The organism is Streptomyces sp. NPDC059994 (genome assembly GCF_042737755.1).
In the GTDB taxonomy this organism is placed as follows: Bacteria; Actinomycetota; Actinomycetes; order Streptomycetales; family Streptomycetaceae; genus Streptomyces.
Genome location: NZ_JBHWUR010000051.1, coordinates 21565 through 43773, shown reverse-complemented (window position 1 = coordinate 43773; position 22209 = coordinate 21565). Strand labels below are relative to the sequence as shown.

21 protein-coding genes and 1 pseudogene are annotated in these 22209 nt (G+C 67.0%); 8 read left to right on the top strand and 14 right to left on the bottom strand.

Annotated features, from left to right (window positions below; genetic code table 11):
* The first annotated feature begins 69 nt into the window (after window positions 1–69).
* The 4 genes from ACFWA7_RS23735 to ACFWA7_RS23720 all read left to right on the top strand — a co-directional run bounded on the left by ACFWA7_RS23735 (window position 70) and on the right by ACFWA7_RS23720 (window position 5349).
* Window positions 70–990, top strand: a complete 921-nt coding sequence (locus ACFWA7_RS23735; protein ID WP_385825052.1) for a hypothetical protein — start codon at window positions 70–72, stop codon at window positions 988–990.
* 436 nt (window positions 991–1426) lie between these two features.
* A complete protein-coding gene (locus tag ACFWA7_RS23730) occupies window positions 1427–1672 on the top strand; it encodes a hypothetical protein (RefSeq protein WP_385825049.1) in 246 nt (81 codons plus the stop codon).
* 2068 nt (window positions 1673–3740) lie between these two features.
* A complete protein-coding gene (locus ACFWA7_RS23725; protein ID WP_385825046.1) occupies window positions 3741–4238 on the top strand; it encodes a hypothetical protein in 498 nt (165 codons plus the stop codon).
* A gap of 322 nt (window positions 4239–4560) precedes the next feature.
* On the top strand, window positions 4561–5349 hold the full coding sequence (locus ACFWA7_RS23720; protein WP_385825043.1) for an SUKH-3 domain-containing protein: 789 nt from the start codon (window positions 4561–4563) through the stop codon (window positions 5347–5349).
* Here ACFWA7_RS23720 and ACFWA7_RS23715 read toward each other — a convergent pair.
* Window positions 5340–5780, bottom strand: a complete 441-nt coding sequence (locus tag ACFWA7_RS23715) for a DUF4259 domain-containing protein (protein WP_385825041.1) — start codon at window positions 5778–5780, stop codon at window positions 5340–5342. The two genes, ACFWA7_RS23720 and ACFWA7_RS23715, sit on opposite strands and share 10 nt — an antisense overlap.
* An 854-nt stretch (window positions 5781–6634) precedes the next feature.
* Here ACFWA7_RS23715 and ACFWA7_RS23710 point away from each other — a divergent pair.
* On the top strand, window positions 6635–7117 hold the full coding sequence (locus ACFWA7_RS23710) for a nitroreductase family deazaflavin-dependent oxidoreductase (protein WP_385825039.1): 483 nt from the start codon (window positions 6635–6637) through the stop codon (window positions 7115–7117).
* Between the two features lie 1448 nt (window positions 7118–8565).
* Here the strand turns inward: ACFWA7_RS23710 and ACFWA7_RS23705 are convergent.
* Window positions 8566–9033: a DUF5959 family protein gene (locus tag ACFWA7_RS23705; protein ID WP_385825037.1), complete on the bottom strand. Its 468-nt coding sequence runs from the start codon at window positions 9031–9033 to the stop codon at window positions 8566–8568.
* A 185-nt stretch (window positions 9034–9218) separates the two neighbouring features.
* Here ACFWA7_RS23705 and ACFWA7_RS23700 point away from each other — a divergent pair.
* Together ACFWA7_RS23700 and ACFWA7_RS23695 are read left to right on the top strand one after the other, a co-directional pair.
* A pseudogene (locus ACFWA7_RS23700) lies at window positions 9219–9498 on the top strand (hypothetical protein); the annotation flags it as partial.
* A gap of 22 nt (window positions 9499–9520) precedes the next feature.
* Complete coding sequence (locus ACFWA7_RS23695) at window positions 9521–9952, top strand: DUF6283 family protein (RefSeq protein ID WP_385825035.1); 432 nt, start codon at window positions 9521–9523, stop codon at window positions 9950–9952.
* Between the two features lie 685 nt (window positions 9953–10637).
* On the opposite strand, the gene ACFWA7_RS23690 is transcribed toward ACFWA7_RS23695, so the two are convergent.
* The 8 genes from ACFWA7_RS23690 to ACFWA7_RS23655 form a co-directional block, all read right to left on the bottom strand.
* On the bottom strand, window positions 10638–11606 hold the full coding sequence (locus ACFWA7_RS23690) for a hypothetical protein (RefSeq protein ID WP_385825033.1): 969 nt from the start codon (window positions 11604–11606) through the stop codon (window positions 10638–10640).
* On the bottom strand, window positions 11603–12247 hold the full coding sequence (locus ACFWA7_RS23685) for a hypothetical protein (protein WP_385825031.1): 645 nt from the start codon (window positions 12245–12247) through the stop codon (window positions 11603–11605). Before ACFWA7_RS23685 ends, ACFWA7_RS23690 begins: the two co-directional genes overlap by 4 nt.
* A gap of 44 nt (window positions 12248–12291) precedes the next feature.
* The gene (locus tag ACFWA7_RS23680) at window positions 12292–12891 is read right to left on the bottom strand and encodes a hypothetical protein (RefSeq protein ID WP_385825029.1); all 600 of its coding nucleotides are present in this window, start codon (window positions 12889–12891) and stop codon (window positions 12292–12294) included.
* Window positions 12892–13045: 154 nt separating this feature from the next.
* On the bottom strand, window positions 13046–14332 hold the full coding sequence (locus ACFWA7_RS23675) for an MDR family MFS transporter (protein WP_385825027.1): 1287 nt from the start codon (window positions 14330–14332) through the stop codon (window positions 13046–13048).
* Entirely contained in the window at window positions 14329–14970 is a 642-nt protein-coding gene (locus ACFWA7_RS23670) for a C39 family peptidase (protein WP_385825025.1), read from the bottom strand. Before ACFWA7_RS23670 ends, ACFWA7_RS23675 begins: the two co-directional genes overlap by 4 nt.
* Window positions 14971–15017: 47 nt before the next feature.
* Window positions 15018–15947 (bottom strand): D-alanine--D-alanine ligase, encoded by a 930-nt coding sequence (locus ACFWA7_RS23665; RefSeq protein ID WP_385825023.1) that lies wholly within the window; start codon window positions 15945–15947, stop codon window positions 15018–15020.
* 50 nt (window positions 15948–15997) lie between these two features.
* Entirely contained in the window at window positions 15998–17032 is a 1035-nt protein-coding gene (alr, locus tag ACFWA7_RS23660; RefSeq protein WP_385825020.1) for an alanine racemase, read from the bottom strand.
* Between the two features lie 2 nt (window positions 17033–17034).
* Window positions 17035–18339: an acetyl-CoA carboxylase biotin carboxylase subunit family protein gene (locus ACFWA7_RS23655; RefSeq protein ID WP_385825018.1), complete on the bottom strand. Its 1305-nt coding sequence runs from the start codon at window positions 18337–18339 to the stop codon at window positions 17035–17037.
* A 1253-nt stretch (window positions 18340–19592) separates the two neighbouring features.
* Here ACFWA7_RS23655 and ACFWA7_RS23650 point away from each other — a divergent pair.
* The gene (locus tag ACFWA7_RS23650; RefSeq protein ID WP_385825016.1) at window positions 19593–20264 is read left to right on the top strand and encodes a M15 family metallopeptidase; all 672 of its coding nucleotides are present in this window, start codon (window positions 19593–19595) and stop codon (window positions 20262–20264) included.
* Window positions 20265–20471: 207 nt separating this feature from the next.
* Here the strand turns inward: ACFWA7_RS23650 and ACFWA7_RS23645 are convergent, their stop codons facing one another.
* The 4 genes from ACFWA7_RS23645 to ACFWA7_RS23630 all read right to left on the bottom strand — a co-directional run bounded on the left by ACFWA7_RS23645 (window position 20472) and on the right by ACFWA7_RS23630 (window position 22195).
* A complete protein-coding gene (locus ACFWA7_RS23645; protein WP_385536847.1) occupies window positions 20472–20849 on the bottom strand; it encodes a toxin Doc in 378 nt (125 codons plus the stop codon).
* A gap of 3 nt (window positions 20850–20852) precedes the next feature.
* Entirely contained in the window at window positions 20853–21104 is a 252-nt protein-coding gene (locus ACFWA7_RS23640) for a hypothetical protein (RefSeq protein WP_385536850.1), read from the bottom strand.
* 99 nt (window positions 21105–21203) lie between these two features.
* Window positions 21204–21431, bottom strand: coding sequence for a hypothetical protein (locus ACFWA7_RS23635; protein ID WP_385536853.1), 228 nt, complete (start codon window positions 21429–21431; stop codon window positions 21204–21206).
* 56 nt (window positions 21432–21487) lie between these two features.
* A complete protein-coding gene (locus tag ACFWA7_RS23630; protein ID WP_385536856.1) occupies window positions 21488–22195 on the bottom strand; it encodes a hypothetical protein in 708 nt (235 codons plus the stop codon).
* Between the last annotated feature and the right edge of the window lie 14 nt (window positions 22196–22209).

The following is a 22209-nucleotide window of genomic DNA, read 5'->3' as shown; positions in this document are numbered from 1 at the left end:
CCTCGCAGAACGCTGTCGTTACTCTCAATTCGGGTGCTACCAGCAGGCCGTGGGCCTACCGTTGGTCTGGTGACCGATACCTGGCTCCCTCTCTCGCGCCGCGGAAACGAGAGGACAGAGCTGCGCCCGGGTGTACCCGCAGCTGCCGAGACACCGTTGCGCGAGTGGATCAACCGCGCTGCCCGTGACGCCGCGTGCGAGCGGGTCCTGATCCGTTGCAACCTCGCGCGAGATCCGGAGGACGGCCCCCATGCGGAGGTCGACGACGCGGAATTCCTCGCCTGGTACACCACCGCCGAAGAGCTCCCCGACGTCATCGACGCACTGCTCAACCTTCTGCCGACCAGCTCGCAGCGGACCACTCCCGGAACGCATCTGCTCCCCACCCAACCGGTGCCCGCCTCACTCGGAGGCGTACTCCTCTCCCTGGACCGCTACGTCTTCAACATCCACCGGGGTCCCTTGCAGGAACTCCTCGACGACGCCCAGTCCATCTACACGATCCGTATCGACGGCCGCGCCCTGGTCCACCGCGTCGACCCCACCCTTGCCGCATCCGTGGAAGCCGCCGCACAAGCCGCTGCGCAGCCCGACCGCGGGTCCGCCAGCCAGCACCTCCGCCTCGCACATAACGCCGCGTACGCGCTGCACCCCGACGCCGTACGCGCCTACAGCGAAGCCATCAAGGCCGTCGAGGCCGCTGCCCAGGCCACCCTCCAGCCCAACAACACCCGCGCGACCCTTGGCACCATGCTTGGTGAGTGGCGCCAGATCGAGCACAAGCTCCGCTCCGCCCTCCCTGGCAAGACCGGTGCCGAGGGCCTGGAGACCGCCCGCTCGATGATGGAACTGCTCTGGACCGGTCAGAGCAGCCGCCACGGAGGCCGGGCCCCGACTCCTGAAGAGACCACCGAGCAGGCACGCATGGCCGTCGACCTCGCAACAAGCCTGGTGCGCTGGTTCTCCAGCGGAGCCGTCAGCCGGAGTTGACCCTCCTCGGCCCGTCTGGCTGGCCGGGCACCGGCGCGCTGCCGTGCTGTAGCTCCCGTGGCCCTACCGGCTGCGGTCTGGTCGCATGCCCATGTCCGCTTCGGTGGCCTCGACATCTCTCGCGCTGCCTGGCTGGCCACGGGGGCGCCGCCTGTTGACCCTGGCCTGGCAGTGGAGGAAGGGGGCTGGTCACCGTCCACCGTCCTCGGCCGGACGGCTGGGTTGCCGACCTCGTGAGCCGTCCTCACCCAGCAGGGCGCCGACGGTTCACCTTGGCTTCCTGGGCGCCCAGTTCCTCGACGGGGCACGGGAGAAGGACTTCAGCCGGGCGGCACTACGAGTCGGGGGTTCCCGGGCCGCCGGCGGAGGCGGGAACGGTTTGGGGTGCGGCTGGGAGTGACGGCAAGTGTGGGGGTAGCGGAACGTCGGGGAGCAGTTGGCGACGTACCCGCTCGGCGGCTTCCAGGTCGCGCCGCGATTTCTCGCACAAGCGGATGAGTCGCTCGTCGGCTCGGGGAGCGAGCCAGACCTGAACAAGGTAAGAGTCGTTGGAGCCACGACCGGCTCTTTCGTCGCTGCGGTCGTTCGCGTGCACACGTACGCGATAGTCCCCAGGCCCAGCGAGGGCCAGGTTGCCGAACAGGAGTGGATACTGCGACTCAAGGACGTGCAGTTCTCCTGAGGAGACCGCTACAGAGACCTCTGCAACGTCTTCCCAGCCCGACGCAACCGACGGCTCCTGGGCGTATGCCTCGGTGACGAGGGGCACGTGTCCTGTGTGTGTTCCCGTGGTGACACACACCACGTCTCTGTTGGCCGAGACCAGACCCGTCGTCAGGGACGACGGCCAGGCGGGCGGGCGCTCCGGCCCGGGTACGAGATAGAAGCTTGTATGGCTCGTGAAGACAAGGCCCTCGATTCTCTCGACCACGCGGCTCACCAATCTCCTGCGAAGACCCTGAACCGGTCCCCAGCGACGACGCGTTCGCTGCCGTAGAACTCGTTCAGGGCTTCTCCGCCGAGGCGGTTATGTTCCTTCGGAATGTTGCATCGGGACCAACCGACGGAGCCTATGTCGCTGCTGACGATAGGTGTCTGCGGCCAGCTGAGCTGGCACCAGCTAAACGTGCGAGGGGCGAACGGTGCCCCGCTCGACCACGCGCCTTCTTGGGTGGAGCGGAATGGGTACTCGTCACATTGATATCCCGGGGGCCTCGGGTAATCATCGCCGCGGGGGCAGGCCCGATCTCCGTTTCGCCTTGATGTGTCGGAGTTACCGTGCCGAGTCAACACCTGCGGTAGACCGGTATAGTGGGCCCAGGAAATGCTAAGGGCGTTCAGCCACCATGCAGGATTGTGTGTCGCGTTGGTGTTCACGGAGAATTGCGGTTCGTAGTCCGAGAAGACGCAGCCAGGGCCGACGATGCCAACCATCTGATTGTCGCATCGCACAGGGAGCGAGTCTGCGACGACATCCGTCGAATATACCGAATTCATAGCCGTGAAGTGGTACTCGATTTTGGACTTTAGGTAACCCACTGCGCCAGGGGCGGCTGTCATCCCGGTGAATTTGAAATCCCGTGCGACCGTAACGCCCATGTCGATTCGGGCCGGCAGGAAAACCACATCCGGACCCGCGCACAGGTCCACGCATGTAGCGTCGCCGGCCACCGACGTGTCGGCGAAGGCTCCTGGGGACGGCGTGCCGAATGGGGTCATGGCGATGGAGTACCTCGACGTCAACCCATCAGAGCTGTACGCGGTTTGCCATTGCAGGAGAGCGTATTCGAACTGGGAAATGAGCGTCCCGTTCGTATTCTTTATTATTGTTTCGTTGAGGGTCGCGCGACATGCGTCGTGTCGCGTCATCCACCACTGCCCGTCGTTGTACGGTTCGGTACCACACCAGCTTGGAGGCTGCGGGCCAGCGAGGCTTGCGAAGCTCGCGGAGGAACGGGAGGCCACGCTCCGTCCCTCGTTGTCCATGGGTAGGTTGGTCCTCGAACAGGACACCCTAGAGAAGCCGGCGGCGCGCGCCTGGGTCAATGTCGCGTCCATATTTGCGCATGTGTCCTGGCTTGTGCCGGGAGTGGACTGCGGACCCTGGTTCGTGGGTGCACCAGGAAGGCCCGGGGGGGACGGCACGCGGCGCAGTTCCCCGGGAACCGCAGAGGAGGCAGGCGAGGGTTCGAATTCCGCCGAGGCGATGGGTGCGGTCAGTGCCATAAGCGTTGCTAAAAGTGCGACTATGAGCGCAATCTTCCGCATTAATCACTCCCTGCTCGCTATGGTATCGCCGTGAAACTTCCCTCTGCCCTCCGTTCGTTTTGATGATGGCAGTCGGTGACGATTCCGTGCGTTGCCACAGCAACGCACGGAATCGCCTGGCCATTAGCAGCCAATGTCCTCATTGCGGGCGCCAGTGATCGCATGTCGCACGCAACCCGCTCACGCGCCGGTCGGGAACGACCGCACGAGCATGCCGCCACGCCGATATCAGTGACCAGTCAATTACCGGGCATTTTTCTGGCCACGGGGTCCACTCCAGTTGGCTCATATCCTTGGCGTGCCACGCGCAACGTGGCCAGCTCCGCGAGTGGTTGTCGGACAGACGGGGAATCTTGTCGAGACGCTGGACAGCTGGGTGTTGTCGGTGTGGGGCAGAACGGAGCGAAGACCGGGGATTACCGCAGCTCGCCGCAGGACACTGAGGTCTGACGAGAAGGCGAGCCAATGAGAGGTGGCAGTGCGTGGGGACTCTGCTGAAGGGCCTTGCCGGTGTGCGCTGGAATGAGCTGCGTGACTCGCGGCGGGCTCCCGCTACCGGCATACCGCCGCTGCTCTCCAGGATCGCCTATGGAGGCGAGGGTGCCGCCCGGCTGGCGATCGACGAACTCGGTGACATGATCTGCGCGTTGGGGTTCGTCGTCGGAGAGGCGACGGCCCCGACCGTCCCCTTCCTGCTGGAACTGGTCGGGGCTCCGTACATGTGGTGCAAGGCGGAGCTGTTGGAGCTGCTGGAGGGCATCTGCCGGGCGGCGCAGTGGCACGGCGCCGCAGCAGCGAGCCGCGCGAGACACACGGCCTTGCGGGAACAACCGGCCTGGGAGGTGGCCGCCCGGGCGGCTGTGCGCGCAGGGCGACCGATTGTCGAGGGCCTCGCCTCGTCCGTCCGGCCGGAGGAGGCCGAAGCGGCGCGCACACTGCTGCGGACCATGGACGAAGTGGCACCATTCCCCGAGCTCTGAGCGACGGCGGCGCGTACCTAACCTGCGAGCCGTCGGCCTGCGTGATCGACGCGCAAAGCGTCAAGGCCTCCACCAGCGCTGGTTCGGGTTGACCGAGACGCCGCACGATTCTTGTCTCAGTCAACCCCAGCCGCAGGGACCTCTATCACGGCCTCCCGTTCCGCCATGAACTCGGCGGGAGGGCTGGAGAGTACGGTGATCGCGCACCTTGCCACTTGCGTGGCCGTGCTCCGGGTCTTTCGTCGTTGACGGGGTCGTGAAGGTGTCGCATCGTCGAGGCATGGGATCACAAGGCGCGAAGCGCAGTCACGCAGAGGCTTGGATGGAGCTCCTGGAGGCGAACCGTCCTCAGGCAGCTGAAGACGACCAGTCCTCGCCGTCCCTGTGGTTGTTGCTTCAGGCGGCCAGGCGTGAGCCGTTGCTGAGTGCGATGTATCCGTGGATCTCGATGCGTCAGCTGAGCGTGTCAGCAGCAGACAACTGGGAGGAGTGGGGCCATGAACCACTCCCGGCGATGTTCGCCCATCCAGATTCCTATGCGGTGGTGGGCCGCTTGGACCGGGGAGAGCGTGTCGCCTTCGAGACGGCAGATCCCGCTGAGGCGGTCGCGCTCGCAGCCCGTCTGGTGCGCGACCAGCGGGCAGCTCAGGCGAAGGAACCGCACGTCTGGTCGGCTGAGGCGGAGGCGGTGCTGCGTGGTGCCGGTTGGTATCCAGGGCGGAGCGTCGACACGACAGCGTGGCGAGTGCGGCTGGAAGCGGACGGCTTCCGGATCCACGCCGCCGCCGAGGAGTTCCTGCGCGAGTTTGGGGGACTGATGACCGCCGGCGGTGGCTCCGGGATCACCCGAGCGCGGGAGCCATTCGAACTCGACCCGCTGCTCGCGCTGGGGGAGGATGACCGATTCGGGGAGTGGGGCGAGGAGATCGCCCGCTGCCTCTTCCCCCTGGGGGAACTCGACCACGGTCACGCGTTCCTCGGAATGGACGAGCAGGGCGAACTGTATGTCGTGGCCGACTGGCTGGCCCGGTTCGGCCGTATGCCCCAAGCCATGGAGAACCTCGTCCTTGGGGTGATGCCGGTCCGCATGGCCGACCCTAATCAGCCCTGAGCAAGCGGAGTGGCTGTTCCCCCGGAGGATGCAGTCGAGAGGGCGGTTCGGATTTGGACGAGGCTGGCCCGCCAGGAGCCGTCCTTGTCGGTATCACCCCAAAGTTCCATCAGCTCAGATGGGTCGGTAACCACGCGGTCAAGGGCCTGGACCCCAAGTTCACGCAGCTCGCTGGAAAGCTGGGGCGGGGGCAGATCCGGCCCGTACGCGGTGGTGATGGACTCGCCCCCCGGGCACTGTGCGGCGACCAACGCCGCCGCCGCGACTGCCTCCACCGCGATGTCCTGGTTGAGGTAATCGCGGGTGCCGATGATTCGCAGGAGAGCGTCCCGGATGATGCCCTCTCTCTCGCCTTCGGGCGCCTCGTCGAGGTCGCCGGAGAAGTCCGCGGCAGTGTCGTTGTCGAAGGGGCCGACGTCCCAGGTACCCATGCGTCTCTCCCGCTCGTGGTGACGTCTGAACATCGTGCCAGCCACCACTGACATACCGTGACCCACCTGGTTCGGGTTGAGTGAGACGGCGCTGGGCTGTCCGCCTCAAGGTCACGGGATTCCCGTATTCCGGACACTCTTCGACGCAGCCTCGGCCAGGCCGCGACGTAGGACCTCGCCGCACGGATCGACGAGCTGACCGGCCATAGCCACAACTGTCCACCCTCTCCGGCAAGTTCGGCCGGATATCACTCAGTTGACGCCGCCGCGTCCCATTGGTCCTATCCCGAGCCCGGCGGCGGCCATGCTAGCCAAGTGCCCTCCGCCGCCGGGAGCCTCTGCCGAGGCCTACTCCTGATCGCTCGAGTCGTGGGAGTTGAACCCGTGAGCGCAGGATGTGGCTGCTGCGAGGTCGGGGCCGACAGGGAGGTGGGCGAAACCGTCCCGCCCCTCCAGGCCCTGGGCCCTCGGGCCGACAGTGGCCGGCACCGCCGTGCAGCGGCCGGTGACGCCGGTACTGGTCCATTGGCGCGGCATGTCCCGCCCGGCTCAGCGGGCAGACGAAGCCGGGTGAACCGTGACCGGGCTCAAGGACTGTGCGGACCAGCCGGGTCCCCTCTTCACCGGACGGGCACCCCGCCCGGTTCCTCCAGGGCGATTCAGTTCACAGGTGCTAGCCGGGCTCACCGCCGTGGCTCGGGTGGCGGTCCCGGCCACTGGAAGGCAGCGCCCCGACCCGGCTCCGGTCTCGACCGTGCCTGGCGGCGGCAGAGCGCGAACGGCCCTCTCGCCTTCGCGCGAGGCTTGTGCTGGACTGTGCACCATGATCCGTAAGCGACGACGGGGAGACCACGATGCCTCTTGAGGGCGAGTACGAGCCGAGTCCGGCGCAGTGGGTGCGTGAGCAGGTCGAGCTGTACGAGAGTTCGGGCGGCACACAGGGAACGACGCTGTGGGACACGGGCCTGCCCGTCGTCATTGTCACGATGCGCGGAGCGAAGAGCGGCAAGATCCGCAAGGTCCCGTTGATGCGCGTGGAGCACGGGGGGCGGTACGCGGCGGTGGCCTCGAAGGGCGGGTTACCGCGTCACCCGGTCTGGTACTTCAACCTCATATCCGACCCGCACGTGGAGCTCCAGGACGGGCCCGTACGGCAAGACATGACAGCCCGTGAGATCACAGGAGACGAGAAAGCCGAGTGGTGGAAGCGCGCGGTCGCCGCCTATCCGTCGTACGGCGAACACCAGGAAAAAGCCGACCGTGTGATCCCCGTCTTCGTTCTGGAGCCCGCATCTTCGGGGGCGATCGACGACCCAGCACCGTCGAGGAGGAAATGAACTCCAGGCCCCACTCGTTCGGCCCGACAGGGCGCCGCGCGGCTTGGACTCCGAGGCCGACTTGGACAGTCTCACTTGGCCGTGTCCCCGGAATGCGAACTGAACGAGGTCAGCTGAGAGCGACAAGGCCTCGTGAGACGGGACGCCTGTTTCCGAACCCAGTAGCAGCCGTCCAACGAACCAATGCCCGATAGGTAAGTTTGAGATCCGTCCGCTGAGCGGTCACTGTGACTATTCAGCGGACGGAGTCGCTGGGGCGTGTGAAGCGAGAGGCGAAGTCTCGGCTCCCAGATGGGGCAGCACGGCTCATGCTGTCGCGCTCGCCGCAGCCGCGCTGCCCCTGGCTCTGCCCGGTCCCAGCAGCGCCGCCCCCCGGGATCCGGGTGAAGACCGCCCAAGGACTGGACTCCTGCTCGGCCACGTACGCGTGCCTCTGCGAATACGAGCGGGACGACGTCTCCGGCCCGGCCCGCGTCTGCTTTTCGTAACAACGGCGCCGCCGACCGAGGGACGCCCCGCCGGGTGCTCTGGCCGGGAGGTTTCGTCGGCTCGGTTAGGTGCGAGGTGGTGAGCTGCGGGGGCTGCAGGCGGTCAGGTCCGCACCATAAGATCTTGGGCTCAGGTGCGGATCGGAGGACGAGATGGTGGAACAGCCGCGGATACGCCTCGGACGCGATAACGCGTGGCTGGAAGTGACTCGGACCAATGAGGAGAGTTGGCAGGTCACAGCCGACTGGTGCTCCTGCCTGACAGCCGACTTCACGGCATACCTTCAGCACCGAAGAGGTCGCTGGCTTCGCAGCACGGATGCTCTCTCGCCTGAAGGCCCCTTCGGGCGGACGCTTCTCCGAGGCGGTGAGCCCTGGCCGCAACAACCCTCTGGCTTTGACTGCGGAGCCCGTCGGGGACGGCTTCGCCTTCTTCGTGCGGCTCACGCCTAACGGAGACGACGACGTATGCCATTTTCAGATGGAGATCGATCCGATCACCATCCCCGAACTGCGAGAGACCTTCGATGCCCTCCAGGTAGCGCTGACTGAATGGCTTCCGGAGGACCCGAGCGGGTCAGGCCACTGTCATCAGCGGACGCCCGCCCCAGTCGGGTGCCTTGCTGCGGATGCAGGCGCGCTCGCGACTCTGGGCGTCCAGGATGCCGGGGTGGCGGGCGTTCTGGTTACGCTAGCAGAGACATATCAGGGCCCTACGGTACGACCACGACAAGTGCCGCCGTCTCGTCTGGGACCTCGGGGTGAAGCCGATGATCGCCCGCCGAGGCGCCGAGCACGGCTCCGGCCTCGACACTCAACTCTGGTTCGTCGAGCGCGCCTTCGCCCATCTGCACACTGGTTCCGCCGCCCGCGGATCCGCTGGGAGATCCGCGACGACATCCGCGAAGCCTTCCTCACGCCGGGATGAGCGCTTATCTGCTGGCGCCGACTCGCAGCAGTTCAGCGCCGCCACTCGTAGGCGCCCGGGGAAGTCTCCACAACCTCCTGGGGCCAGGCCGCCTGAACACGCCGCAACCGTTCGCGATGCTCCGCGGCCCAGCCCTGGGCCAAGCGCACCGGAACACGAACCGATGTACCGGATCCGGCAAGGTCCTCCACCGCGACCACAACGACTCCGTTCTGGCCGGAGGGTTCGAATCGGATCTCGGGGTTTCGCCCGTCGTCCATCCAGGACACCTCCCGCCCGACGACAAGCACATCCAGGACCTCGGACCAGCAGTCCAAGTCGTCCGGTGCCAGGCACACTTCCAGGTGTCCCTGGGCGAACCCACTGGTGACCATAATCTCCGCGTCGAGGAAGTCGTGCCAGAACAGCACCCCCGGCATGTGGCGGCCCAGAACCCGAACCAGAAGACCGCTCCCCTCGTCAGCCAAGTGAATCAGATCCACGGCGCTGCCCTCGCTCACTCTTACTCCCCACGCTCACATCGACTGCCGTCATGTTGCCGCGCACGGGCTCGGCAACGGCTGCCGGGCAGCCCGGCAGGATATACCACTCCTCAGCGCCGACGTACTGGACGGTGACGGCTACCTGGTTTCCTGCGCGTCGGGTGGTGCGGACGATGAGGTCGCCGGTGACGACGCCAGCCCACGAGGCTGGGTGGCCCATCGCGACCGGGATCATTGAGGGCGCGGCACGCCGTCTCGTCGCCGACCGCCTCGATACTCGATATAGGTGGCGCCCGCTGGGGTCTTGATGGCGCCGAAGCCGTCCTGAAACTCCGTACCGTCGCCGCTAATGGCGATCTTGGCGCCTACGGGAAGCACCATCTCGCTGAGGAACACCAACGCATACGCACTCACTGCCTGACCGTGGTCTCCCTCCGGAATGAGCCGGAGAGGACTTCGCAAAGCAGGCCGGACGCGGTCTGATCACCCACGCCATAATGCCTCCATGTCGTCGATCCGCCCGCCAGCGCCGCGTCCATGCGAGAGCTGCCCCTACCGGAAAGACGTGGCCTCCGGTGTCTGGGCCCGCCACGAGTACGAGAAGCTCCGTCGCTACGACGTGCAGACGGCTGACCAGCCCACCAGGCTGTTCCAGTGCCACCAGGCCGACTCCGACAGCACGAACCGTCGGCTCTGCGCCGGCTGGGTCGGTTGCCACGACGCCGCGCATCTGCTGGCGCTGCGGATCGGCATCCTCGACGGCAGCCTCTACGACGACACGTATCAAGCCGCGCTCGAGTACGTGTCACCCACCCCCCTGTTCGCCTCCGGAAACGAGGCTGCCGATCACGGCCAAGCCGGCCTTGCCGATCCGTCCGACGACGCGAAACGCCTGGCAGTCAAGATCACCCGAACCCGCGGGGACCTCGCAATCTAACCCGATTCCACAATCCCGGACACCAGCATCTTCGTCACTCGAAGAGAGCCGCACCCGACCGATACCTTCCCGGAAGTCACCGTGTTGCCACGGTCGAGCGTGCCCCCTGGCGCCCGTCCCCCCGACCGTGGAAACACCGTCGCTGACAGGCCGACGGAGCGTGCGGGGCCCGCGGCCACTTCGCACGTACACGGGCCCCGCACACCGCACGCCAACAGGCTTCTCCAACGGTCCGTGCCGACAGATGACGGGCCGGAAGCCCCGGCCCGCGAAAGCATCGCCGGTCCCACCCGCCAACGCGACCAGCCCCGCGGCCTCTTCGGCTTGTCTCCAGGGCTTGATCAACGCGCGCCCGGGGCATGGCGCACGTGCGGAGGTGTCCCGCCGTCCAGCGCCTGGATGTGGAAGCGCGCTCTTCAGCATCCCCCAGCCCAGTGCCGCCCTCGCCCACCGGCTGGGAGACCTCCTCCCCGCTGCCCCTGCCGGTCGGTACCCACCGGGCACCGGCCGGCTCACGCGGTTCTCCTGCCAGGCGATTCAGAACGCTCCCGTTCACCGCGAGTCCCCGGTCTTGCCGTCTGGCCGACAGGCGATGCTCTCAGCCCTGTTCGGTTTCCGCACGCTGCGTCCACGACCGGATGACTCGCGCTCCGGGCTGGAGCACCTCGGGCTTGCCTGTTTGCTCTCAGGGTCTGCCCTGATCATGGGTGGTCAGGACCTTATCGACTGTTGCGAAGTGGGCTTGGTATATGTGGCGAATGCCTTCCCACTTCTTGGGGTCGTTGGAGATCTCTCTCTTCTGGTAGGTGGTTTCGAGGCTGTTCCAGATCTTGTCGATATCGGTACGGGTGTGGCATTCGGCGTCGGCGACAGCGACGATGACTTCGCGGTCGCCGGGTTTGGGCCGTGGCCGGACTTCGGGAAGGTGGAGCCGGTCAGCAGCGGCGAAGACGTCTGCGGGGACATGGTGGCCCTTGGCTTTCATGCAGGCGGCCCACGCCTGCTCCGCCTTCTTGACTTTGGGGTCCTTTCTGGTCTCGTTGAATGTGCTGAGTTCCATGACGTTGGCGGCACGCAGGGCGTTGCCGTAGGTCTGTGCGGTGGCGTTCTTGCCATCGAGGGTGCGGACGGCCTCCCCGGCGCAGCCGCCTTCGGGCACGGGCTGGCCTTTGTAGGTGGGCACGGCGCCGCTGGCGACCTGTGTCTCGGCCTGGCTCGGCTGCGGCACTTGGGGAGGGTTTCGGTCGTCGCCGGGAAGCCAGTAGCCGTACTGCGCGGCTGTGGCGCGGTCTGAGATGCCGTAGCGGCGCTGGGTCATGCTCTCTGGACCGCGTGGTCCGAGCTTGGAGGTGATCTGTCCTGAGGTGATGCCGAACCGCTTCAGGCATTGGGTGATCAGGACGGCACGGGCGCGGCCGTCGGCTCCGATCTGCCGGGGGCTTGGCATGTATGCCTGGATCGGCAGTGCCGGTCCGGGGAGAGCTGACGGCGGCGCGGATGGCACGGGCGTGGAGGGGTCGGGGTGTGTGCTGCGCTTGGTGCTTGCGCTCGTGCCGTGGTCGTCTTGGGAAGTGCTGCAGGCTGCCGTGGCGCCGATCGCGCTGGCGATCAAGAGGACGGTTATCGTGCTGGGGCGTTGGGAGTGGATGTTCATCCGGCGTAGACGGACTTTCCGGAGGCGTTCTCGTTCTTGACGTAGGTGAGATCTCCGCCGCTGGAGGCCGAGAACCACTCTCGGGTTCCGTTGTGGTTGCTGTTGTAGAAAACGCCGAAGGTGTAGTTTCCGCTGGCGTTGAACACCGAGGCCGCGTTGTTCTTCACGTCCTGGCCACCGCCAGGCAGTCCAGCAGGAAAGGTGTAGCCCGCGTAGTTGTCGATGGTGGATGTGCTCTGCGAGCGCTTGAAGTTGGCGTTGTGAAGGCCGGAGTTGTAGTAGAGGCAGTGCTCGCCGTATGCGCACAAGTTGTTGGTTTGCGCGGTGCTGACATCGGTGCTGGCTGCGGCGTAGTAGGTCGTGCCGCTGATGGCGAACTGCTTGACGGGCAAGGGGGTTCCGGGGCGGCGTGCGAATCCGCTGCGTGCTTCCTGGGCCTCCTTTTCTGTCTTGTGGGTGAGGTGCTGGGGGTCGAGTTTGCCGTCTGCCAGGTCGCGCTGGTGCTGTACCTCGGCGGGAACCGGTTCCGGGTCGGGTACCGGGCTTGCGGCGAAGGCGGATCCGGCCTGCACCGTTAAGGACAGCCCGAGGGTGGCTAAGGCCGCCGTGACACGTATGCGGGCGGTGGACTGGGTAAGCATGTTGCTCTCCGTTCTCGCAGGGGAAGAGTGGTGGCGACGGTTGGTCAGCGCCCTTCCAGGGCGGCGTTGAAGCCGCCTCTGAGGTAGGGGTAGGCCTGGGCGATCGCGTATGCGGACGCCTGGCACCGTGTGCGCACGGGTGCTGCCGCAGGGCTGTCGGCACAGCGGTCGGTCCGGTAGTGGCCGGCTGCCGCAAGGATGTGGTTCGCGTTGGTGCGCAGGGTTGTGAAGTAGGTGGCTGGCTCGTGTTTGATCCAGGACAGGGCCCTCTGGGCGGTCTGTTCCGCTTTGCCCGTTGCGGTCGTGCACGCGCTGGTCAGAGCGGAGGCTCTGGCGGGCCAGCACTTGGACCCGCTTTCCGATCCGTAGGTGGCCTCCGTGTTGTTGAGCAGGGGTACGGACTTGGCGTGGATGTCCTGGGCGTCGGGGGCGATGGGCCCCTTTGGCTTGGCCTGCCAGGCCCGGTAGGGGTCGCTGGCCGGAGGAGTCCATGTCGGCGCCGTGCCGGCCGTGCCGCTTCGGGAGGGAGGCGGGGTCTGGGGGGTCGAGGAGTTCGACGGCGGCGCGGACGTCTTTGAGGTGGGTGCACTGCTGTCGGTGTGTTCTCCCGAGCTGCTGCACCCGGATATCGCGAGTGCTGCCACCGCGAATCCGGTGGCTGCCGTTCTTGTTCGACTGAGCATGTCTTCCCCAACGGTCTGGTTTCCGGCCGCCTCCGGCCAGTCAAACGATCTTTGCATGGGGCGGACTTCACGGGGGCGGAAACAGGATGCCGCTGGGGCCACCGGGCCCTTCGTCCTATGCCGCTGGTGCAGTGGGCTGGAGCGGTGGGTTGAGGCGGCCTGCCCGAGCGCGGATGGTGGGTATGAGCAGCCATTGGCCGGTGGCGGCGCAAAGGCAGAGGAAGGCGCAGGTGCCCCATAGCTGCCCGGGCCCCCATGCGAGGAGCTGTGTGCCCACGAGGGGGGCGGTGAGCATGGCTGTGGACCATGCCATCCCGTACAGGCCGTAGTAGCGGCCTCGCAGCGGCTCGGGGGCGATCGAGGCGATGACCGCCTGGTTCACGGAGCTGACGGCGATTTCGCCGAGCGTCCACAGCGCCACGGTGCAGGCGTAGCCCAGTGGCGTCGACACCAAGGCTGTGCTGCCGAAGCCGAGACCGAGGACGAGGATCCCGCCGATCAGTACGTGGCTGTGGTCTTGTCGCGTCAGCAGCGGTCCCGTGAGGGGCTGGACGATGACGATGACGATGGCGTTGACGGCCATGACGTATCCGAAGGTCGAGGGTGACAGGCCGTCCTGCTTCATCGCCAGGGGCAGGGTGGTGAGGGCCTGGCAGAAGACGATGCCGTAGGCGAGCCACGCTCCCAGGTAGGCCAGGAGCAGCCGGTCTTTCACCACGTCTCTGTAGCTGCCGGACCGGGCGGTCGTGGACGTGCTGGGCGTGCTCGCGGCGCCGGTTGATCTCCACACCAGGAGACCGGCTGCCGCGCAGGTCGCGGAGTTCACCCAGAACAGCCAGGTGAAGCCGTGGCGTACCAGGGAGCCGCCGAAGACCATGGAGAACGCGTAGCCCAGGTTCACCGCCCAGTACAGCAGGCCATAGGCGCGTGGCCGTTCGGCCGCCGGGAACAGATCGGCGACCAGGGTGGCGGAGGCGGGCCGGTGCATGTCGCCCGTGACGCCGACGAGCAGGGCGCAGACGGCGATCCATGCGAGGTGGTCGGCAGCGCCGAGCAGGAACAGGAATACCCCGGTGCCCACCATGCCCGCGGTCATGGTGATGCGGTAGCCGATCCGGTCGACGAGCAGGCCGCCGCATAACTGGGAGATGACTCCCCCGGCTCCGGAAACCGCCAGGATCACGCCGACAGTCGACAGTGAGATGTGGCGTTCCTCGGTCATGTAGTAGCCGAGGTAGGGGATGACCATGGCGCCGAGCTGGTTGGTCAGCGTGGCAGCCCACACGGCCCAGAACGTGCGGTTGAGGCCGCCGTTCCACTTCGCCCACAGTGCGGAGCGGCGGCTTTCGGCTGGGGGCGGGGAGGTGCTTGTCGCCGTGGTGTCGTGCGGCGGGGAGCTCATCGTGCCGCGCCGCCCCCCACTGGTGGGTGGAGCACGACACCTCGGCCGGCGAAGAACCGCTCGAAGTCGTCGGTCTGCACCCGCGCGTACTCCTGGGAGGCTGCGATGCCGGAGGGGTTGTTCAGATACAGCGCCTGGTCGTCGGCGCCGACCACGAGGACGAGGTGGCCTCCGCGGCCGGGCGCGGCACTGGCCGGCCAGCGGATGTCCGGGTGCACCGAGGCCATCACCAGGCAGCCCGAAGCGAGGGCGGCATGGATGTCACGGGTGGAGAGCCCGGTGTGCGTTTCGGCGACCAGACCGAAGCGGTCTTTGACGTAGGCGCAGAACGGTTCGTAGATCAGCCCGATGAGTTTGCTGTCGCGGGCGACGTAACCGCCCGCGGCCTTGCACTCCTTGGCCAGCTCGACGGTCGGGCGGGTGAACCCGCACCAGTAGTCGAGGGCCATGTTCAAGCACGCCATCCCGCAGCAGCGCCAGCTCCAGTATTCGTACTCCTCGGGCGAACGGGCTCCCGAGCGCTCCCACTGCGCGTCGTCGCGGGCGCTGGCCGTTCCGGCGATGATTGCCCCGACGAGGTCGCGGGACTCCCACTGCGCGTAGTACGGCACCCGCCGCCGGGTATCCAGCTCTGCCACAGGGTCTCCTTCGAACGAAATTCGGTTGGGCGAAGGCGCGAGGCCTCTTACGGGCAGTACGCCGGCCGGCCGGTGGCGCTGCTCAGGATCACGTCGATCATCCGCTGGTAGTCGAGGCCGAAAGCCTGTGCCATCGCGGCGAGGTTGCCTTGGTGGGTCAGTCCGGGGACGGTGTTGACCTCCAGCACCACGGGTCCGTCCGGCCCCATCATGAAGTCGACGCGCGCCACGCCGCGGCATTCGCAGGCTATGAAGACCTTCACGGCCAGATCCTGGATCGTATCGGCCACTTCAGGGGCGAGCGGGGCCGGGCAGCGGTAGGTCCGGAAGTGGGGGTCGGACTTGGCCTGACTGTCGTAGAACTCGTTGTGCGCGATGGCCTCCAGGGCTGGCAGTGCCTCCAGGCGGCCGTCGATCTCGAGGATTCCCACGGTCACGGTGTTGCCCTGCAGCAGCGGCTCGACGATGTACTCCTGCGGGGCGAACTCCTCCACCGCACCGATCAGTTGCGCCACGTCGTCACTGCTCCTGGCGATCCCGGCCGCCAGGCTTTCGCCGCTGGAGGAGGGCTTGACGAACAGCGGAAGCCCGAGCTCCTCGATCACGGTGGCGATCTCCGCAGCGGACGATCCGGGCCGCAGGACTGCCCACGGTGCGGTGGGGATCTTGTGGGCGCGCATGAGCATCTTGAAGGTGGGCTTGTGCATGCCCACCGCGCTGGCCAGCACTCCCGAGCCGGTGTAGGGGACGCCGAGTATCTCCAGCAGGCCCTGGAGCTTTCCGTCCTCCGCGTACCATCCGTGGCCGGCGATGAAGGCCACGTCGTACTGGCTGATCGACCGCCAGAAACCGTCGGACATGTCGACGAGGTCGGCCGTGTGGCCGAGGGAGGTGAGGGCCTTTTGGGCCGCTTCCCCCGAGAGGTAGGAACCGTCACGCTCCGGGCTCGGGCCTCCGACAATCACACCGATACGCATGCGTGTTCTCCTGGGTTGGTTGGTGATGCAGTTGAGTGCGGTCGTTTGCTTCAGCGGGTGAAGCGGCGCCGGATGCGCCGCGGGTCGGCGCTCAGCCCGGTGCAGAGCTCCTGGTTGGTGATGCCTGCCGCGTCCGCGTGGTCCTCGAAGGTCAGGCCGTCGCCGACGATGGTGACGGTCGTACCCGAGGGGACATCGCGGTCGAGCTTCACTGCGATCGCGTCCATGGACACCGCCCCGATGACGGGCGCCGGAATGTCGCCGACGAGCACGTGGGACCCCGTGAGCCGCTTGCTGAAGCCGTCGGCGTAGCCCACGGGCACCACGCCCATCCGCATGCGTGCCCCGGCCCTGAACAGACTTCCGTAACCCACCCCCTCTCCCGCAGACAGCGTTCGCGACTGAGCGAGATAGCTGGTCCAGCGCAGAGCCGGGCGCAGACCGAAACTCTGTGGCCTCTGCTTGGGGAGCGGCGACAGGCCGAGGACCGCGGTGCCGCAGCGTGCGGCGTCCAGGTGAGTGTCCGGAAACTGGACGGTCGCGGCACTGTTCGCGAGATGGCGGGTGACATCCGCAAGGCCGGAACTCCAGTCCGCGAAGCGTGCGGCCTCAAGGGCTGTACTGTGCGGATCCGCGTACGCGGTGGCGAAATGACCCATGACACCGACCGTGCCCTCGGGAACCCTCTTGGGGCGCCCCGCTTCCCCCCATCTGTTCATGCCGGTGTTCATCTTCAGATGGATCCTCACCTGGTGTTCCAGAAGCGCCAAGCTGGCCTCGTCGTGTGCCACACACTCGAGACTTCCGTGCCGGGCGTGCGCCACCTCGTCGTGGGTGACCGGCCCCAGCACGATGATCCGGGCTCCTGGAAGACTCCGGCGCAGCGCCATCCCCTCGCCCGCCGTCGCCACGCACAGCGCGCCAGCACCCGCCTCCAGCGCCGCCCGCGCCGTGGCGATCGCCCCGTGCCCATAGGCATTCGCCTTGACCACGGCCCACAGCGCTCCCCCTCCCAGCAACTTGAGCAGCGCCTCCACGTTGTGCTCCACCGCCGCCAGGCTCAGGGTCAGCTCCGCGCGATGCATCGCTACTCCACTACCCGAGCAGCGCAAGGCCGGTAGGAGAAGGCCTCGTCCGATGCCAGATAGTCCGCGAGGTCGAGGAGTCCCTCAGACGAATCCGCGACCGCGACGATACGGGCCAGCGTCCCGCCTGACGTGCCGCGCTCCCATTGCGGCCGGCCGCCGATTTCGCAGGACAGCTCGGCCTCGTCGACCACGTCCAGGGCGAGCAGGTCCTTGAGCGCGGGCGCGGCGGCAAGGACAACGTCCGCGGCGGGCGACTGCGGCACGCAGAACGCCGTACTGCGCAGCAGCGGCCCGCGCGCCGGCACCGAGCGGCCTGTCGCGACGGCCGCCATCGCCTGGATGACGTCGTAGCCGTAGCAGTGGTGCAGCATTTCGGTCACACCGCCGCCGATACGGCTGTTGACCTCAATGACCCGGGGTCCGTCGGCGGTGAGCATGATCTCTGTGTGGACGGCTGAGTTGGTGATGCCCATCGCGGCCACGGCCTGCGAGGCACACTGCAGCAAAAGCTCCGTCCTGGCATCAGGAAGGACGGACGGCATGATGCCGCCGTTCTCACGGAAGGGTTCCGACAGGGGGAACTTGTCGGTGACTCCCAGGTGATGGATCACCCCGTCGGCCACCAGGGACTCAACACTTGCGTAGTTCCCGTAGCGTGCGTCGCCGTGCCAGTTCTCGCCGATCAGAAGCTCTTCCAGAACGAAGTGCGCGGTGCCGGTCCCACGAGGATCCTTCTCATAGCGTGTGGCGGCCTCCTTCCACAGCTCCGCCAGATCCGTCCCAGCCGTCACGCTGTAAGTGGCCATACTGCCGACCCCGGCCGCCGGCTTGAGAACCGCGGGCGTTCCCACATGATCGGCTGCAGCCCTCAGACCGGTGAGGGAGTGCACCGAGGCGAAGCGTGGAACGGGGACACCCGCGTTGGCGAGGAACTCCCGCTGCTGATGCTTGTCCCGCAGGGCGCGCAGCGATTCCGGAGCGTTGGACGGGAGCCCTAATTGCAGAGCGGCGGCGTGCACTGCAGTCACGGCCAGTTCACTGAACCCGAGAATCCCGGCCGGTTCCCAGCTCCGCGCGAATTCCACGATCTCAGGGAGCGCATTCTGCTGGCTCGACAGGGCAGAGAATGAGCAGTGGGCATCAAACGCTCGTGACCGCTCCGCGTCCTTCTCTACCTGTCCGCTGGGCACCCATAACACGTGGACCTCATAGTCGGCGCAAAGCCGGGGAAGGAACCACTCAGGAAACGGACCTCCGGGTCCATCGAACAAGACAATCTTGGGGCGATCCGAAACGCCGCTCATACGAAGCTCCCTTGGATTCGGCTGCCTATCCATGCAGCAGACGTACAAGGGGAATCCGAAAAGAGAACCCCCTGGCCCCACTCACGCCAACCAAGGTAATTCACCTATCCCCCGTTACGAACGATCACCATAGGTGCCGCCAGGAGGAACCGCAAAACGAAATACCAGTGAGGTAGGTCACGAGGAATCCTCAATTCCACCTCAATTCAATGCCTCACTACCTGGCCGATCCTCCCTCGAAACCCTTGGGTGTGCCAGGCAATTTAAGACGGCTTCCGACGTTGGGGCGAATTGGGCATACTCCCTCAAAATGCTTTAAGAATCAACCGCTCATTTCCCTGGAGACTCGCGCCGAGCGCATCATTCATCCTGGTCAGCGGACTGGCGCCACTCGCCATGGCAAGCACTGCAAGGATTGAGGAACTGGCCTGACTTCGCCCCCGGCTGGGCGGTCGCCAGGCCAACCCATTCGGGGGCATTCAAGTCAGGAGGGGCGCCTGATCCAGCCATGAATAAAAACAGGCCGACCACTCCTTTTTGGCGCCCTTGTCGATTCGAGCTGAACGACACCCCCGACGGCGACAAAGCAACTGGACCATTGAGCCGTTTCCCGCCGCACAGGGAGGCTTGCTCCCGGCGCAGCCAATTGCTCTGCCCGGCAGACCTCGGCGGAAGCGGCGATGAACGCGGCCGACACCAGGCGAGTGCCGACGACCAGCATCTGGGGATCCGCAATCTCATAGCGCCCTGTCCCGCCGTGAGAGGAACGGGCATCGAACCGGGTGCCTCGAGGCAAACGACGCCCCCGGCCCGCAAAAGTCGCGCCTCGACCCGGCAAGGAGTCTGCCGCAGCGGGCACGGTCAGGTAGGTAGCTGTGTGCGTCATGGCGCACGGTCCCAGGTCGGACAGGTGTACCCGCGCGCCGGCAGTCCGCCCGCGAAGGCGCAAGGTGACCCGTGCCGCGCCCCGGTGCGGCGCTACTCGTCCGTCGCCATAGCGACTGGGCCCGCCGCGCACAGTGCGGCGGTGTGGAACGAGCCGTGTCGTTGCTGACGTTGAGGCGCTGGGCCGGGCCATGGCGCTGTGCTCCTGCGCGAGCGGGAGTAGCAGGCCGGGAGTCACGTGGATTCGGGTACCAGACGGAAGCGAGCACCAACCGCACCGTCGACATCGTCGAGGCGGTGGTCGTCCTTCACGGTGCTTCAACCCGGGCTTGAAGGCCTCCGCTTCGAATCACAGAGATGATCTCCCTATGGATGAGATCATTCTGATGGCGGATCCGAGGGTCACGGCTGTCCCGGTCCTTGAATGCGGGGAGAGCCTGGTGGACGTCCGCCGGTACGGCTCTTTGCTGGTCGACGGGCGCAAGCAGGACTCCGACGGCGCTTTCGCGCATCTACGCGAGGGCGTCCTCAAGCGGCTGCTGCAAGCCCAGGCATCACTCCCGCACGGCCTGCGGCTGCTGCTGGTCGAGGGCTACCGCCAGCCGTCACGGCAGCACCAGTACTTCGAGGAATACGCCGCCGAGTTGCGGGCCGCCCACCCGGACTGGTCGGACACGCAGCTCCGCGCAGCCGCCAGCCGCTTCGTGTCCCCTCCTGAGATCGCCCCGCACAGCGCAGGAGCCGCCGTCGACCTCACCCTCGCTGACTGCAATGGCGGGGAGCTCGACCTGGGCACCCCCATCGACGCCAACCCGGAGCAGAGCGCGGGCGCTTGCTACACCCAAGCCAGCACCATCAGCGCCGAAGCCCGCCGAAATCGCACAGTCCTGACAGCCGCCCTCACCGGCGTCGGCCTGGTCAACTACCCCACCGAATGGTGGCACTGGTCATTCGGCGACCGCTATTGGGCCCTGGCCACTCAAGCGCCGGCCGCCCTCTACGGCCCAACGGAGCCGGACTCCCCGTCGGGTCCTGTGTGAGACCACCTCACACGCCGCCTGAAGGGCGAACCCGACCACGCTCGCGCCTCGCGTGTCGACGTAGTTGGATTCGATCTCGGCGGCCGTGGAGCCCCGATCCCCTCGTTCCACACCACCTGCGTGCCGAACCCGGGGCTGTCTCGCCCCGGGTGTTCCGGATCGGCTTGACGTCGGCCCCTGCGTAAAGTCCCGGAGTGCGGCGTCCGTTCAGATGCGCCAGGAGCGGATGCGTTCTGCGGCGGTGAAGACGTCGGCCTTGCCCGTGGCCAGTTGCTGGGTGAGGTCGACCAGTTCGCCGTAGGGGGCGTCGATGCCTTCGCCGCTGGCGTACATGTAGGCGATGGTGATCGCGCAGGCAAAGCGGATGTTGAAGGCGGGCAGCGGCTTGAGCAGGACGAGGGTCTGGTGCAGGGCGGCTGCGCGCCAGGCGGCGTCCGAGTTGATGCCGAGGCGCGGTGGGTCGACGCGGTGGCGGGCTACGGCGGCCACCAGGGCCGAGAAGTCCGAGACAGCCGGCTGGTCAGGCATGGCGGCTTCTTGCTGCTGCAGGAGCCAGGGCACGTCGATGTGCACGATGGGCGGCATGGTTCAGGCGGCCCGTCCGGGGCGCTGTTGGGCGGGGCCGTCGTCGAGGCCAGCTGCGGCGATGGCGTCTGCGAGTGCGGGGTCGTGGAAGGTCCGCTGGAAGACGGCGGCCGCCTCCTTGAGGGCACGGTGTTCGGCGATCGCGTCGGCGGCCGAGGAGCGGACGAGGGCCTTCATGGTCATGCCGCGTTCTCGGGCCATGTCGCGGATGGCTTCGAGTTCTTCGTCGGTGAATTCCACATTGAGCGCTGCCATACCACGAGGCTACCGCTCAGGTACCGGAACGTACATCAGTGCAGCTCACAAGGGTGATGTCGCGGTACCTGGCGGGACTGGAGGGTCGCTTGACGCGGGCTACGGCTGGGGTGCGTGGGCTCGTGTGCGTCGGTGCCAGGCGCCGAGGTGGGCGATGGCCAGACCGGCGGCGGCGAGGGCGAGGCCGGGAAGGATCTTCGGGGAGGCTCCGTAGGTCTTCACGGCCCAGCCGGCGCTGCCGACTCCTACCGTGAGCAGGAGGAACGGGGCGACGTGGGTGAGGAGGAAGGGGCCGGTGCGGAGTATCCGCACGATGAGAATCACCATGTTGTCCTCCTGCCGCCGCTGCCTCACTGCTCGTGGAGGCTCAGGCTAGCGTCTTGTCAAGGGCTGTGGGCAGCGATTTGTGAGAGTCGGGCGGCGATCGCGTGGGCGGCTGGAGTGTGCGGGTCGGCCGCGTTGCGTGCGAGGAGGGCCAGGATCTCGTGGCCGGCCGCTGCGGCCTGGTCTGCGGGGAGGCGTGTCCATGCGGCGGCGGCGTTGCTGGTGGCCTGGGCGAGGTGGCGGCAGGCGGCGTGATCGTGGGCCGGGTGGCGGGGGCAGGGGCCGCCGTGGTCGTGCCAGGCGGCGGCGATCCAGCTCCAGGCGCGGTAGGCGTAGGCGAAGTCCCCTTCGATCCAGGCGAGATGGGCGCGTGTTTCGGCTGCGTTGAGGGTCTGGGGGTGCTGGGGTCCGAGCCGGGGGCTGGCGGACATCTGGAGCAGGAGGCTCTCGGCGTGCTCGATGGCGGTGTCCAGGCGTCCTTGCCGGGCCAGGGCGTGGATGGTGGCGAGGGGCTGGGCGTCTGGGGCGAGGGGGTGGGTGGTGGTGGCGCCGTCGGGGTGGACGGTCAGGTGCGCGGTGATGCCGTAGCGGCGGTCGTGGATGCGGGCGTTGATGCTGTGGCCGGCTCCCGCGGCTTCCAGGTGGAGGTAGGAAAGGACGGCGTGGTCGGGGTCGATGCCGGGGGGCAGGGCGAGGGGTTCGGTGTGGATGTGCACGGTGTGCTCGTCGAGGATGTGGACGGGGATGGCGGGGGCCGGGTGGGTCACGGTGTGCTCCTGGG

What these genes read in the sequence shown, in the direction of transcription:
- ACFWA7_RS23645 (WP_385536847.1), bottom strand. Translation starts at nt 20,849, where the DNA reads ATGCCGCCCATCGTGCACATCGACGTGCCCTGGCTCCTGCAGCAGCAA.
- ACFWA7_RS23685 (WP_385825031.1), bottom strand. Translation starts at nt 12,247, where the DNA reads ATGCTTACCCAGTCCACCGCCCGCATACGTGTCACGGCGGCCTTAGCC.
- alr (WP_385825020.1), bottom strand. Translation starts at nt 17,032, where the DNA reads ATGCATCGCGCGGAGCTGACCCTGAGCCTGGCGGCGGTGGAGCACAAC.
- ACFWA7_RS23640 (WP_385536850.1), bottom strand. Translation starts at nt 21,104, where the DNA reads ATGGCAGCGCTCAATGTGGAATTCACCGACGAAGAACTCGAAGCCATC.
- ACFWA7_RS23675 (WP_385825027.1), bottom strand. Translation starts at nt 14,332, where the DNA reads ATGAGCTCCCCGCCGCACGACACCACGGCGACAAGCACCTCCCCGCCC.
- ACFWA7_RS23720 (WP_385825043.1), top strand. Translation starts at nt 4,561, where the DNA reads ATGGAGCTCCTGGAGGCGAACCGTCCTCAGGCAGCTGAAGACGACCAG.
- ACFWA7_RS23710 (WP_385825039.1), top strand. Translation starts at nt 6,635, where the DNA reads ATGCCTCTTGAGGGCGAGTACGAGCCGAGTCCGGCGCAGTGGGTGCGT.
- ACFWA7_RS23655 (WP_385825018.1), bottom strand. Translation starts at nt 18,339, where the DNA reads ATGAGCGGCGTTTCGGATCGCCCCAAGATTGTCTTGTTCGATGGACCC.
- ACFWA7_RS23695 (WP_385825035.1), top strand. Translation starts at nt 9,521, where the DNA reads ATGTCGTCGATCCGCCCGCCAGCGCCGCGTCCATGCGAGAGCTGCCCC.
- ACFWA7_RS23635 (WP_385536853.1), bottom strand. Translation starts at nt 21,431, where the DNA reads ATGGTGATTCTCATCGTGCGGATACTCCGCACCGGCCCCTTCCTCCTC.
- ACFWA7_RS23690 (WP_385825033.1), bottom strand. Translation starts at nt 11,606, where the DNA reads ATGAACATCCACTCCCAACGCCCCAGCACGATAACCGTCCTCTTGATC.
- ACFWA7_RS23715 (WP_385825041.1), bottom strand. Translation starts at nt 5,780, where the DNA reads ATGGGTACCTGGGACGTCGGCCCCTTCGACAACGACACTGCCGCGGAC.
- ACFWA7_RS23665 (WP_385825023.1), bottom strand. Translation starts at nt 15,947, where the DNA reads ATGCGTATCGGTGTGATTGTCGGAGGCCCGAGCCCGGAGCGTGACGGT.
- ACFWA7_RS23650 (WP_385825016.1), top strand. Translation starts at nt 19,593, where the DNA reads ATGGATGAGATCATTCTGATGGCGGATCCGAGGGTCACGGCTGTCCCG.